The 13,721-nt window shown below is 46.1% G+C and carries 15 protein-coding genes; 9 read left to right on the top strand and 6 right to left on the bottom strand.

What is annotated here, in order from left to right:
* Nucleotides 1-184 precede the first annotated feature (184 nt).
* From TW81_RS15975 to TW81_RS15945, 7 genes are all read left to right on the top strand, one after another.
* Entirely contained in the window at nt 185-1,537 is a 1,353-nt protein-coding gene (locus tag TW81_RS15975; RefSeq protein ID WP_045956731.1) for an ABC transporter substrate-binding protein, read from the top strand.
* 87 nt (nt 1,538-1,624) lie between these two features.
* Entirely contained in the window at nt 1,625-2,635 is a 1,011-nt protein-coding gene (locus TW81_RS15970) for a carbohydrate ABC transporter permease (protein WP_045956730.1), read from the top strand.
* Entirely contained in the window at nt 2,635-3,816 is a 1,182-nt protein-coding gene (locus TW81_RS15965) for a carbohydrate ABC transporter permease (protein WP_045956729.1), read from the top strand. The genes TW81_RS15970 and TW81_RS15965 overlap by 1 nt, the downstream gene beginning before the upstream one ends.
* A gap of 28 nt (nt 3,817-3,844) precedes the next feature.
* Complete coding sequence (locus TW81_RS15960) at nt 3,845-4,936, top strand: ABC transporter ATP-binding protein (protein ID WP_045956728.1); 1,092 nt, start codon at nt 3,845-3,847, stop codon at nt 4,934-4,936.
* 33 nt (nt 4,937-4,969) lie between these two features.
* Nucleotides 4,970-6,436: a sucrose phosphorylase gene (gene gtfA / locus TW81_RS15955; protein WP_045956727.1), complete on the top strand. Its 1,467-nt coding sequence runs from the start codon at nt 4,970-4,972 to the stop codon at nt 6,434-6,436.
* 108 nt (nt 6,437-6,544) lie between these two features.
* A complete protein-coding gene (locus TW81_RS15950; RefSeq protein WP_045956726.1) occupies nt 6,545-7,792 on the top strand; it encodes a leucine-rich repeat-containing protein kinase family protein in 1,248 nt (415 codons plus the stop codon).
* A gap of 43 nt (nt 7,793-7,835) precedes the next feature.
* Nucleotides 7,836-8,492: a cupin domain-containing protein gene (locus TW81_RS15945; RefSeq protein ID WP_045956725.1), complete on the top strand. Its 657-nt coding sequence runs from the start codon at nt 7,836-7,838 to the stop codon at nt 8,490-8,492.
* Between the two features lie 53 nt (nt 8,493-8,545).
* On the opposite strand, the gene TW81_RS15940 is transcribed toward TW81_RS15945, so the two are convergent.
* Entirely contained in the window at nt 8,546-9,277 is a 732-nt protein-coding gene (locus TW81_RS15940; protein ID WP_045956724.1) for an SDR family oxidoreductase, read from the bottom strand.
* A 39-nt stretch (nt 9,278-9,316) separates the two neighbouring features.
* Nucleotides 9,317-10,222 carry a LysR family transcriptional regulator gene (locus TW81_RS15935; protein ID WP_045956723.1) on the bottom strand — a complete coding sequence of 302 codons (906 nt, stop codon included), beginning with the start codon at nt 10,220-10,222 and terminating at the stop codon, nt 9,317-9,319.
* An 83-nt stretch (nt 10,223-10,305) separates the two neighbouring features.
* On the opposite strand from TW81_RS15935, the gene TW81_RS15930 reads away from it, so the two are divergent.
* The gene (locus TW81_RS15930; protein WP_045956722.1) at nt 10,306-10,542 is read left to right on the top strand and encodes a DUF2798 domain-containing protein; all 237 of its coding nucleotides are present in this window, start codon (nt 10,306-10,308) and stop codon (nt 10,540-10,542) included.
* A gap of 44 nt (nt 10,543-10,586) precedes the next feature.
* Here TW81_RS15930 and TW81_RS15925 read toward each other — a convergent pair whose 3' ends face one another.
* From TW81_RS15925 to TW81_RS15915, 3 genes are all read right to left on the bottom strand, one after another.
* Nucleotides 10,587-11,303, bottom strand: coding sequence for a YebC/PmpR family DNA-binding transcriptional regulator (locus TW81_RS15925; protein ID WP_045956721.1), 717 nt, complete (start codon nt 11,301-11,303; stop codon nt 10,587-10,589).
* A gap of 92 nt (nt 11,304-11,395) precedes the next feature.
* Nucleotides 11,396-11,605: a DUF3283 family protein gene (locus tag TW81_RS15920; RefSeq protein ID WP_045956720.1), complete on the bottom strand. Its 210-nt coding sequence runs from the start codon at nt 11,603-11,605 to the stop codon at nt 11,396-11,398.
* Nucleotides 11,606-11,769: 164 nt separating this feature from the next.
* Complete coding sequence (locus TW81_RS15915) at nt 11,770-11,967, bottom strand: PA3496 family putative envelope integrity protein (RefSeq protein ID WP_045956719.1); 198 nt, start codon at nt 11,965-11,967, stop codon at nt 11,770-11,772.
* 401 nt (nt 11,968-12,368) lie between these two features.
* Here TW81_RS15915 and TW81_RS15910 point away from each other — a divergent pair, with 401 nt between their 5' ends.
* A complete protein-coding gene (locus TW81_RS15910; protein ID WP_045956718.1) occupies nt 12,369-12,836 on the top strand; it encodes a hypothetical protein in 468 nt (155 codons plus the stop codon).
* A gap of 94 nt (nt 12,837-12,930) precedes the next feature.
* Here the strand turns inward: TW81_RS15910 and TW81_RS15905 are convergent, their stop codons facing one another.
* Nucleotides 12,931-13,668 (bottom strand): SDR family oxidoreductase, encoded by a 738-nt coding sequence (locus tag TW81_RS15905; protein WP_045956717.1) that lies wholly within the window; start codon nt 13,666-13,668, stop codon nt 12,931-12,933.
* Nucleotides 13,669-13,721: the final 53 nt, after the last annotated feature.

Below are 13,721 nucleotides of genomic sequence, written 5' to 3'. Positions count from 1 at the left end.
AACATGATAAAAAGCACAATTTTAGGTCAAAGAACAAGCAAGTTTAATAGCAACTTCTATTTTATATACTGACAACTTAATCGATTAAGACATTACCTGAATGAAGCAGTATTCGCATGAGGTAACTCAGCTCGGTTTTATAACAAGAAACGTTAATTAGGTATCTGAACACGGAGTCTAACCAATGAAAACCACCCTACTTGCTAGTACGATTGCTGTCGCAATACTCTCCCTTCCTACCCTTGCTGCCGACTTAAAGTATGCGCCTGGCGACGATGCTCGCTTCAATTGGCAAAGTTACGAAGCACTTAAAAGCCAAGATCTTACAGGCCAAACTGTGACTATTTTTGGGCCTTGGTTAACCGAAGATAAAGCGCTAGTTGAAAGTGTTGTTGCCTATTTTGAGCAAGCCACTGGCGCAAAGGTCAACTACTCAGGTTCAGATTCCTTCGAACAACAAATCGCCATCGATGTTCAAGCAGGTAGCGCACCAAATATCGCCATTTTCCCACAGCCAGGCCTAGCTGCCGATCTTGCATCCAAAGGTTTCTTAACACCACTAGAGCCTAAAACAGCCCAATGGATAAATGACAACTATGCCGCTGGTTCATCTTGGGTAGACCTAGGGACGTTTGCAGGTAAAGATGGCAAAGATGCATTATATGGCTTTTTCTATAAGGTCGATCTCAAATCGTTAGTTTGGTATGTACCTGAAAACTTTGAAGATGCTGGCTATGAAGTACCACAAAGCATGGAAGAGTTGAAAGCTCTGACCGAGCAAATTGTCAAAGATGGCGCAACGCCTTGGTGTGTCGGGTTAGGTTCTGGCGGAGCAACTGGCTGGCCAGCGACTGACTGGGTGGAAGATATGATGCTACGCACGCAGTCACCAGCCGATTATGACAAATGGGTCACTAATGAACTTAAATTCAATGATGCCAAAGTTGTGAATGCCATTGAGGAGTTTGGTTGGTTTGTCAGAAACGATGCCTATGTCGACGGTGGGGCACGAGCAGTAGCCGCAACTGATTTCCGTGATTCTCCTAAAGGACTATTTACATCTCCAGCGAAGTGTTACATGCACCGCCAAGCCTCTTTCATTCCAAGCTTCTTCCCTGAAGGGACAGAACTAGGGGCTGATGCGGACTTCTTCTACTTCCCTGCTTATGAGTCTAAGGATCTCGGTAAACCAGTGCTTGGTGCGGGTACTATGTGGAGTATCACCAAAGACTCTCCAGCGACACGTGCCTTTATGGAATTCCTCCAATCTCCGATTGCTCATGAAATTTGGATGGCACAATCTGGCTTCTTAACCCCGCACAAAGGTGCCAATGTTGAAGCTTATGGTAATGAGACCTTGAAAAAACAAGGTGAAATTTTGCTGCAAGCTACTACGTTCCGCTTTGACGGTTCCGATCTGATGCCAGGTAAAATTGGCGCTGGCGCTTTCTGGACGGGCATGGTCGATTATAGCGGCGGTAAATCTGCACAAGACGTCGCGAACGATGTGCAAACCACGTGGGATGCATTGAAATAACCCCGTTTGGCTATTAAGCCGGTAGCATATGGCTACCGGCTTTTTGTCACCTCGATATTCATTTCGGCTGCTTAAGGTCAGATAGCGATGGAACAGCTTTACTCTTCTTTATTTATTATGGCGTTAGGTGTCGCAAGTTGCGTGGTCTATTTTCTAGGGACTAACTGGCTGCTAACCCTAATTTTTCCGAGCAAAAACGTCTCTAATCAGGTAATGGCTCGTAACCTACGCCGTGCCGCCTCCATTCGACCATGGCTGTTTCTTGGTCCTGCACTGAGTTTCTTAGGCTTGTATTTGGTTTATCCTGTGTTTGAGTCTGTGGCACTCTCTTTGCACGATAGGAATGGAGATCAGTTTGTTGGCTTGTCGAACTACCTTTGGCTATTTAACGATCCTGAGTTTCGCGAATCATTGTTCAACAACCTACTCTGGTTGTTGGTTGTTCCTGCAGCGTCAACCTTCTTTGGTCTAGTTATCGCCGCACTCACCGATAGAGTCAGTTGGGGCAATATAGCGAAAAGCTTGATTTTTATGCCGATGGCTATCTCGTTCATTGGTGCATCTATCATCTGGAAGTTTGTCTACGATTACCGCGCTCCTGGCTCTGAACAGATTGGTATCCTCAATGCCATTGTTGAAGCATTTGGCGGAACGGCTCAAGCTTGGATCACTATTCCATTTTGGAACAACTTCTTTTTAATGGTGATCTTAATCTGGATCCAAACCGGATTCGCCATGGTAATCCTCTCTGCTGCACTACGCGGTATTCCGGAGGAGACAGTTGAGGCCGCCATTTTAGACGGCGCGAGTGGCGTGCAGATATTCTTCAAAATCTTGATACCACAAATTTGGGGCACCATCGCGGTGGTGTGGACAACGATCACCATCCTAGTACTCAAAGTGTTCGATATCGTATTAGCCATGACCAACGGTCAATGGAGCACCCAAGTTCTGGCAAACATGATGTTCGACTGGATGTTCCGTGGCGGCGGAGACTTTGGCCGCGGTGCTGCCATCGCCGTCATTATTATGGTTGCGGTTGTGCCAGTTATGGTTTGGAACATGCGCCAAGCTAGCGCGCAAATGGAGGATCGTTAATGTCGAATACTACAGCGGCGAATGACGCTAAGTTTGGCCTCAGTAAACTAAGACGCTCGCCATTAACCTTACTTGTGCACTTTTCTGTCATGGTCATTGTCGTTCTATGGACACTGCCTACCGCAGGACTATTCATCTCATCTTTCCGCGATAAAGATCAATTAGCCCTCTCCGGCTGGTGGACTTCGCTCACCGCTTCACAGCAAAACTTAGTCGAGCGTACAGATGATCCAAGTAAGCAAGTAAAGCAAGGTAATAACTACGTCTTAAGTGGACAACTTTTAGTGGATGGCAAGCCTAGCACAATCAGCGCATTTGGTTTCTCTTCACGTGAACCAACTCGTTACTTGCCAGGTGAAGTAGCAGAAATGAACGGAGGTGGCACACTCACGGTAGAAGAAAATGGAGAATATAAAATGACCTCTCTTGAACCATTCAAAGGTTCAAGAGGTAAACGCATTTTCTACACTGCAGTGGTCGCACCTAAGTTTGGCCTAGCCAACTATGAGGAAGTCCTCACCGCCGAAGGTATAGGTCGCTCCTTTATCAACTCCCTCACCGTGACGATACCCGCAACCATCATCCCCATTCTGATTGCTGCTTATGCGGCCTATGCTCTGTCATGGATGAAAATGCCGGGGCGTAACCTTTTGATAGCACTAGTTGTTGGCTTACTCGTGGTCCCACTACAAATGTCATTGATCCCACTGCTCAGGCTCTACAACGATATAGGCGCATTCTTTGGGGTTGGTGCCAAAACTTACCTCGGTATTTGGCTGGCCCATACTGGGTTTGGCTTACCTCTCGCCATCTATCTATTGCGGAACTACATTTCGAGCCTACCGCGAGAGATCATTGAATCGGCCAAAGTTGATGGCGCAACGGATTTTGAAATTTTTATGCGCATTGTTCTACCACTATCTTTCCCTGCCCTCGCCTCGTTTGGCATCTTCCAATTCTTATGGGTATGGAATGATCTACTTGTCGCAACCGTGTTCTTAGGCACAGGCGAAGAACACATGGTATTGACTGCGCGTTTACGTGAACTACTTGGCTCCCGAGGTGGCAACTGGGAAATTTTGACCGCTTCGGCATTTGTTTCGATAGCCGTTCCCCTAGCAGTCTTTTTCGCCCTACAGCGTTACTTAGTTCGTGGCCTTCTTTCTGGCTCAGTCAAATAAACCACCAGCATATGATGAGAATAATGAAATGACAGGATTAGCTTTAACCAATGTAAAAAAATCATACGGTGACACTCAAGTCCTACACGGAATAGATCTAGATGTTAAACAGGGTGAATTTATTGTTTTTGTTGGCCCCTCTGGCTGTGGAAAATCAACCTTGCTGCGCATGATAGCGGGGCTTGAAGATATTACTTCCGGCGATCTGTTTATTGAGGGGGCACGTGTCAACGAATTACCAGCCGCCATGCGAGGGATTGCAATGGTGTTTCAAACTTACGCCCTTTACCCGCATATGACGGTTTACGACAATATGGCGTTTGCGATGCGAATCGCCAAAGAGCCCAAAGAAGCGATTCATGAACGAGTCATGGAAGCCGCCAGAATGCTGCAGCTTGAGCCTTATCTCGATCGCTTACCGAAAGCACTTTCGGGAGGACAGCGGCAGCGTGTTGCGATTGGACGCGCGATTGTTCGTCAGCCGAAAGTATTCCTATTTGACGAGCCGCTTTCTAATTTGGATGCCGCCTTACGAGTCCAAACACGAATCGAGATAGCCAACCTCAAAGAACAACTTAAGCAAACCACTATGGTTTACGTTACCCATGATCAAGTCGAAGCAATGACACTTGCTGATAGGATCGTGGTGCTGTCTGCCGGAAAAATTGAGCAGGTAGGAACGCCACTCGAACTCTACAGCAATCCAGCCAATGTTTTTGTCGCCCAGTTTATTGGCTCTCCGGCAATGAACTTAACCGCCGCTAGCATGCTAGAGGGAGGGGAAAGCTGCACTGTCAGGGCAGACAGCGGGCTTACCGTAACCATTCCGATTAGAGCCGAAAGTGAACTTATAGGAAGCTCACTTAAACTAGGAGTACGCCCAGAGGACTTCCTAGTCGCCAATCAAGAGGAAGCACTCATATCTGGGACAGTGCTGTTTGTTGAATCGCTTGGTGAAGTCACGCTGCTGCACATCAATGTTGAAGGCAATGATCAAACAATTGTGGCGAAGCTGCCGGGCATTTTAGATTTCCATCGAGGTGAAGAGATTCATCTCAAGGCTGAGGCCGAGAAAATCCATCTGTTTAATCAAGATGGTATTTCACTTAAACACCTTTAACTCAGTGCGAGTCTGTCAACATGAGGCCACATAATGGAAAATAAAGTCCAGTTAATCACCTATGTTGATCGCCTTACCGGAGGGGATCTTTCTAGCTTAACCAAATTGCTAACAACCGATTTCGCCGAACTATTTGCCAGCGTCCACCTGCTGCCTTTCTTCTACCCGATTGATGGTAGCGATGCTGGTTTCGATCCGATAGATCATCGCCAAGTCGACTCTCGACTTGGCTCATGGGATGAAATAAAGAAACTCGGGAAGCATTGCGACATCATGGCGGATCTCATCGTCAATCATGCTTCAGCGCAATCGCCGCAGTTTTTAGATGTTTTACAACAAGGTGAAGAGTCCCCATTCTGGCCGCTGTTTCTAAAAGAGCAGGACATATTCCCAAATGGCATTACCGATGAGCAAGCCAATGCGATTTACCGTCCCCGCCCTAACGCGTGTTTTAGTTTGAAAACACTTCAATCAGGGCAGCAAGTTAATTTCTGGACAACGTTTACCGACAATCAGATAGATATCAATGTCGAACACTCACAGGGAGAAGCCTATCTTGAACAAGTGCTGCAACTGTTCGCCGACAACGGGGTCAAAATCATTCGCTTAGATGCGGCAGGTTATGCGATTAAACGTGCCAATACCTCTTGCTTTATGCTGGACGAAACGTTCGATTTTATCGACCAATTGTCCCAACGAGCGAAACAGTTGGGAATGGAAACCATCGCTGAAATCCACAGCCATTATCAAACACAAATTGATGTTGCTTCACGAGTACATCGCGTATACGACTTTGCCTTACCACCTTTAGTGCTGTATGCCCTTTCAGCCAACAATTTCGATCCTCTGATTGAGTGGCTTGAGGTAGCACCGCGTAACTGCCTGACCGTACTGGATACGCATGATGGCATTGGGATTATCGATGCAGGGCCTGAAGGTTCAAAATCAGGGCTGCTTAATGCAGAGCAATTAAACCAGCTAGTCGAAACCATTCATACCAACAGCAAGGATGAGAGTCGACTGGCGACAGGAGCCGCGGCTAACAACCTTGACCTCTACCAAGTCAACTGTAGCTACTATGATGCGCTAGCAAGAAACGACTTCCATTATTTGATAGCGCGTGCAATTCAATTCTTTAGCCCAGGTGTACCGCAAGTTTACTACGCTGGATTACTTGCGATGGAAAACGACATGGCGTTACTCCAACAAACCCAAGTTGGACGCGATATAAACCGCCCATACCTCAACCGAGACGAAATTAACGCACGACTTACACGACCTGTCGTAAAGGGCTTAATAGAACTGATTAAACTACGCAATACTCATCCCGCTTTTAATGGCGAATTTAGCCTCACAGGCGGTAAAGAAGCCCTAACACTTAGCTGGAAAAAAGCTCTAGATAGTGTCCGACTAGAGGTTGATTTAAGACAGCAAACAGCTGCGATTTATAGTAACCACCTCGGCGAACAACGACTAATAAACATAAAACAGCTCGGCTAGCTTTGCTTACCTTTGATATTTAAAAATACCTTCTCCGTTCGCGTTACATTGAATATCAACGTAAACTAGCGCCCTTTCCCCCCCATCAAATATAGAAAGGCCGTCAGTTTGAATAGCGTAGAACAACTTAAGCGTGGTGAATTATCAGGAATTCAACGCCTTCAGCTTGTCGATCAACTCACTGAGTTACCACAAGAAATATTAACGTTAGCTGAAACATTAGAAGTTCTCGATGTTTCAAATAACCAGCTATGTGAACTGCCTGCATGGGTTGCCGATCTGCCCAAACTAAAGATTGTTTTTGCCTCGAATAACCGCTTTACAAGCCTGCCGCTAGTATTAGGTCAGTGTAAACAACTGGAAATGGTCGGCTTCAAGAGTAATCAGATTAAATGTGTTGACGAAGAGTCACTGCCGCCACAACTGCGTTGGTTGATTCTGACCGACAATCATATTCGCCAATTGCCTGAATCGTTAGGTTATCGAACTCAACTCAAGAAGTTAGCTCTCGCTGGTAATCAGATAGAAGCATTGCCAAATAGCTTTGCTCACTTACACAACCTCGAGCTGGTCAGACTGTCAGCAAACCAATTGAGCGTGTTCCCTGATGTGCTACTCACACTGCCCAAACTCGCTTGGGTGGCCTTTGCTGGCAACCCATTCTGTGACACATCTTATACCAGGCAAGGGGTTCCGCAAGTCTCGTCTGACTCATACACCCTGAATCACGTATTGGGCCAAGGTGCGTCAGGCGTGATCTCTCATGCAAATTGGCACAACGACGCGTTCAGCTTTCCCGATAACGTGGCAGTCAAAGTCTTTAAGGGAGAAGTTACCAGTGATGGCTACCCTAGTGATGAACTGCAAGCTTGCCTACAAACCGGACATCACAACAACCTAGTTAAGTCGATCGCACAGGTGAATGAAGACAATCATCTCGCCTTAGTCATGGAGCTGATCCCAGACAACTACGTCAATTTAGGACTACCACCGACGTTAGAAACCTGTACACGAGATGTGTTCAAACAAGACTTCACCTTATCGGTTCGTCAGATTGAAAAAATTGTCTATCAGATGATGGATGTTTTTAATCATTTGCATGACAGCCAAGTCTGCCATGGCGATTTATACGCACATAATGTTTTGTTCAATACGGATGGCGAGATGATTTTTGGTGATTTTGGGGCTGCGTCCGTCTATCACTACTTAACGCCAAGACAGCAACAAGGTATTCGTCAAATTGAAGCCCGCGCACTGGGGCATTTTATTGATGATCTACTCACCGTTTGTCTGCCAAGAGAAGTCGCAACCGCAGCGTACAAGAGCCTAAAAAATCTCGCACGACTAGTCAGATAGCTCTAATCTTTAGGACATTTAGGGGACTAGCGAGGAGAAAACCATGCTCAATATGAACTTTACCAAGCAAGTGGTGATTGACACAGCCAGAATGGAATGGGTTGCTAGCCCTGCCAAAAGCGTGTGGCGTAAACCGCTTGAGCGAGAAGAAGCCGAATCAGGTCATACAACCAGCGTGGTGCGTTATGAGGCGGGGTCTCAATTCAACACTCACCATCATCCACTTGGAGAAGAAATCTTTGTGTTAGAAGGCGTCTTTTCTGATGAACATGGTGATTACCCAGCAGGCACCTATCTTCGCAATCCCCCAAAAAGTAGTCATGCACCTTTTAGCCAACAAGGCTGTGTCATTTTGGTAAAACTCAACCAATTTGACTCTAGAGATAAAGACGTTGTCAGGCTAAACACCAACACGCAAACATGGCGTGCTGGAATTGGTGGCCTTGAAGTGATGCCCCTACATGACTTTGAGCATGAACATGTTGCGCTAGTAAAATGGCCTGCTGGTGAAAAATTTCAACCTCACAAACACTTCGGAGGAGAAGAAATATTTGTGTTATCTGGTGAATTTTGCGATGAGTATGGACGATACCCACAAGGCTGTTGGATACGTAGTCCACACATGAGTGCACATTGTCCTTTCGTTGAACAGGAAACGGTCAAACTGGTGAAAACAGGCCACTTACCATTGCTGCGTTAACTCGTAGCAATTCAAACTAAAATGGGCCTCAAATCAGTTTGATACCCATCTCATTAGCGTCCACCAGCAATATCGATAAACGACCCCGTGACGAACGAGGCTTCATCCGAAAGCAGCCACGCAATAGTATACGCCACTTCTAATGCCGTACCTCCACGTCCAAGAGGCAGTTGTGGCCCCAATCTGTCCACTCGTCCTGGTTCCCCCCCATCGGCGTGCATTTCTGTGTAAATACAGCCTGGCCTCACGCCATTGACGCGAATATTGCGTGACGCCAACTCAAGAGAAAGGCCTTTGGTCAATGAGTCCATCGCTCCTTTTGAAGCCGCATAATCTACGTATTCAAAAGGTGCTCCGGTCCTTGAAGCCGCTGAGGAGACATTAACGATCGCACCCGATGAATCCAACTGATTGATGAAGGTTTTACTGCACAGAAAGCAGCTCACCACATTCGAATCCATCACTTTTTTAAATCGCGTAAGGTCTATCTCGCTCAACGTACACTGGGAAAACAGCACCCCAGCATTGTTAACCAAGTGAGTCACGGTGCCATAACGCTCGCTAACTTGAGCAAACATAGCTTCAACTTGCTGTTCGTCCGAAACATCAGCCTGTACAGCAAAAGCTCGTCCCCCACTGGCAGTAATGTCTTCAACCACTTCCTTGGCACGTTGGTGGTTTTTCAGGTAGTTTACCGCGACCGCATATCCCTGACTGGCCAGCAACTTTGCTGTTTGTGCGCCAATTCCTCGTCCCGCTCCCGTGACAATAACGACTTTATCCATCAGTTCTCCTATTTATTCCCTTTGCAATTAGTGATGAGTTTACAGTGTAAAATCCTTAGGCTTTTGCATTTTCTCGACACCATTCATTAAGCGTTCAATCAATAAACTCAGCGCTTTTGGCTGATAGCGCCTCTGTTTATAAACCAAATAAGCTTGTCGCACGCTACGTTGGTATTGAGGTAGGACACGTACGACATTCATTCCCTTATGGACATGTCTAAATGGCAACGAAGCAACCCCGAGCCCTTTTTCTACCGCGCCGCACACGGCGAGGATGTCATTGACGATCAATTTCGGCGTCACTGTCATCACATCGACCAACTGATCCTGTTGGTAAACCGAAATATCCAATGAGTGATCCACACTCACCCAATCAAGCTGACTAAGCGTCGCTAGATCGTTAATCTCACCCACTTTTTGTAAATATTCTGGGCTAGCATAAAACGCTTGTCTCGCCTTGAACAAAGGTCTGGCTATCATGTCGTGCATATCAGCCAACTCAAATGTTATCAAAAGATCTCGATCGGTTTGTGGTGAAACTTGCTCCTGACTGAGCACCAGATCAATGGAAACTTTAGGATGTTCGACCAAGAAACGCTCAACGACTTCACCAACAAAAGCACGATAAAAGCTGTGCGGGATCGCAAGTTTAATCTTGCCAGAGGCCTCTTGGGTATCAGTAAGCATTTGCCCAAAACCCGTTTCGATGGATTCCATACCACTCTGAAGCAACTCGAAAGCTTCTAAGCCACTTTGAGTGGCCACCAGCTCTCTGCCCTGCTTTTCAAGAAGTCGGGTATTAAGACGCTGTTCAAGAGCAGATAAGCGGCGAGACATAGTAGAGACTGGCAGCTGCAGTTTTTTCGACGCGGCGAGCAAAGAACCTTCTTCCACGACATAACAAAACAAATAGAGATCATCGATGTTTCCAAATATGGAACTCATGCTTCTATACCTGCTTATTTTTTTCACTATTGGATAGTTATATCCTTAATAGCACCGGAAAAACACCACCAATAGGAGATTTTATGAGCCGTAAACACTTTTGGATTTCAGCGCTACTGTCATCGCTGACTATGGCAATCATTATGTCAGGGCTAATTTCAGGTTACAGATTGGGCTTTAGTATTGAGTGGCCTGAGATGTGGTTAGACAGCTTTCTACTTGCTTGGCCTACCGCCCTATTGCTCAACCTAACAGTGTTGCCTCAGATCCGCAAACTATCGAACTGGCTGGATTGCGTCACGACCATTCCGCAAGCATAAAAAAACCGAGCGATGTGCTCGGTTTTCATTTATCTAGGTAGCGATTATAGCTCAGCGTTGTGGTAAACCTGCTGAACGTCATCACAGTCGTCTAGAAGATCAAGAAACTTCTGGAATTTTTCAGCGTCTTCACCCGCGATTGGCGTGTGAGTTTGCGGAACGAAAGTGATCTCTTCCACATCAATAGTCAGATCTGGGAACGCACTATTAAGAGCCGTCTTAGTTTTGAAGAACTCAGTGTGAGGAGCAAATACGGTAATCACACCATCTTCAAGCTCTACATCAGTCACATCAACATCTTCCATCATTAGCGTTTCAAGAATGACTTCGTCATCGTCGCCTTTGAACTGGAATACCGCTTGGTGATCAAACATGTGAGACACGGAACCTTCAACACCAATTTTTGCGCCTGTTTTTACAAAGCACTGGCGTACATCTTGGAAAGTACGGTTACCGTTATCAGTTAGACAGTCAACGATGACACTCGTGCCACCAGGGCCAAAGCCTTCGTAGCGTGCAGGAACATAGTCTTCGCCGCCGCCGCCACTCGCTTTATCAATCGCCTTGTCGATAACGTGTGCAGGAACTTGGTCTTTTTTCGCTTTTGCGATCAGGTGCTTAAGAGACAAGTTCATGTCTGGGTCTGCACCGCCATTTTTCGCGCACATGTAAATTTCTTTACCGTATTTGGAATAAACTTTAATTTTTGCGCCAGCAGTTTTAGCCATCGAGGCTTTGCGCACTTCAAAACTTCTTCCCATCGGGATGTTCTCTCTAATTCAATTTAACGCGAAGGATTTTAGCAAAAAGCGAGCACATTTCAATTTCTCGCCTTGCTGAGGAATTGGCTGCATTACGCGACGCCCATTACTCGCTTATATTTAGCTACAGACTCTAAGAACGAGGCTTGCTCTTCCTGGTCTGTGATTTTTGCTGCTACCTGGTCAATCTCATCAGGCACCGCTTTTGCCTCACGAAGTTTCCAAACCAAAAACGAGGCTTGTTTATCAAGTTCAATCTTGTTTTTGTCACTTGCTGGAAGCGTAGACAGGTTGATCGACATAGCAAAGCTCAAATCTGTAAAAATATGGGGAGGCAATATATCACACCCAAGACAAATGTTGAGAGGGATTCGAGGCGAGAGTGGAGGATTAGATCAAAAAAATTTCAAAAACAAAGGGTGGCTTTCCCGAGCCACCCTTAGGTAATCGCATTTGTGCGTCACAACTAGTGCAAAATGCCCAGTTCTTTCGCCTCTTCGATTGTTAATCCACTTTCACGAATCTCTTTTAATGCTTCAATACGACGACGAGCTTCGGCAGATTTGACACTCTTATTTGGCTTTTGTGATTCTACTTCTTCCGTGAAGTCCCACGTGCCTGCAATTTTACTCATTTCATCATGGTCAATAGAATTAATGGACATAATAACCTCCGAACAAACCATGCTAGGGACAACTAATCTGTAGCAAAACCTCTTATCCCTTGTTAAGAATTTTAGCTCCATTATGTGATTGTGCTAATAGTTCAGAAACTCTTACTGTTTTTTGTATAAATAAGCTTTGCACCCCATATTGTTGCACAGTACATTTAAAGGATTACCCCTACAAAAACGAAGGCGATCCGAGTCTCATTTTTCGCTCTTGTTATCTTATCCTTCCGCCAAGGCTCGCAACAAAATAGTCTCTCTGATTTATATAATACGATTTGGTAATTCACTCAGGAATGCACCACACTGATCTTTAGTGGCTGGTTAAGAGCACTGGTAAACCATGACGGTGTTTCAATCAGTTTTCAGTCAGAGCGAATGACATGGATTGAGCCAAGATGAATCAACTCGATAGTTGGGTGAAACAGATCGAAATCTGGTATCAAACTCGAAAGCATGATCAAGGGCGAACTCTCGAAACCTTGATTCTCTCGCCGCCAGATCCTATTTGGGGGCCATACATTACCCCGCAGCAGAGTAAAGCCATCGCCTGTTGGTTAGATGGCTGTTTACGACTTTTTGAGTGTGCGCGCTTCAACGAACCCGATATCGCATACCCATATCTACAACTCGCCTATGGCAAGTTACAGCTCGTCGTCACCAATCCCTCAAGTGAGTTAACGCTTCGAGATTGGTGTATGAAGCGAATGCAGCACCTAGCAGTGCTAAGCCTAGAGTTCTGCAATCAGCAAAGCCAAGTAGTGTGGCAATCAGAAGCTCATCGACTCATCGAAAACCACGTACAGTTCATGACCGACTACGCTTGGAATGAACCCTTAGCTGAGCGCAGCAACACTCTACACTGACGTTCGTATTCCGTCTGTACGATGTACCTTGATCATAGTTCCGGAATATGACAACAAGCCGTCAAGGAAACGCGCTTATCAACCGCAGATTTATTCAGGCCAGCCCACCGTTTGCCCTGATCACTTGACCATTAACCCAGCCTCCCGCCGAAGAACAAAGAAACGCGACTACATGAGCAATGTCATCCGTTTCCCCGAGTCTTTCGAGTGGTGCCATTTTGCTAAACTGTTCAATCTGCTCAGGACTCTTACCTTTTAAAAACAATTCAGTGGCAACTGGCCCCGGCGCTACAGCATTGACGCTGATTCGACGTCCACGGCACTCCTTAGCAGCCACGCGCGTAAAGGCTTCAACGGCGGCTTTAGAGCCATTGTAAACACCGTATCCCGGCATATTCAGTGCGAGTGTTGTACTAGTGAGGTTGACGATACGCCCACCCTGTTCAAGATGCTTAAATGCCTGTTGCATTGCATAAAAAACGCCAAACGTATTAATGGTGAATGTACGCGTCAGCTGTTCATGTGTTGCCTGATCAAACGGCGAAATTTCAAGGATGCCAGCGTTATTCACTAAAGCACTGACCTTGCCAAACTTGGATTTGGTTTGCTCGAACAGCCCTTGTACTTGATCTGGATTTGAGATATCAGCCTGAATAGCGATCGCCGTTCCGCCGCGCTCTTCTATCGTAGCAACAACGCTATCCGCCTGATCTTTACCATTTTGGTAGTTAACAACGACGCAAAAGCCATCTTCAGCCAGTTTGCAAGCAACGGCCGCACCAATCCCGCGTGACGCACCGGTGACAATTGCGACTGGATTATGATTGATCATACCTTTTCCTTTTATGCTCAATTAATTGAGCTTCCAGCATACTGCCTTGTCAT

The sequence above is a fragment of the Vibrio galatheae genome, from assembly GCF_000967545.1.
GTDB lineage: Bacteria > Pseudomonadota > Gammaproteobacteria > Enterobacterales > Vibrionaceae > Vibrio > Vibrio galatheae.
The sequence above is the reverse complement of the archived record's forward strand: the minus strand, read 5'-3'. Positions and strand labels throughout refer to the sequence as shown.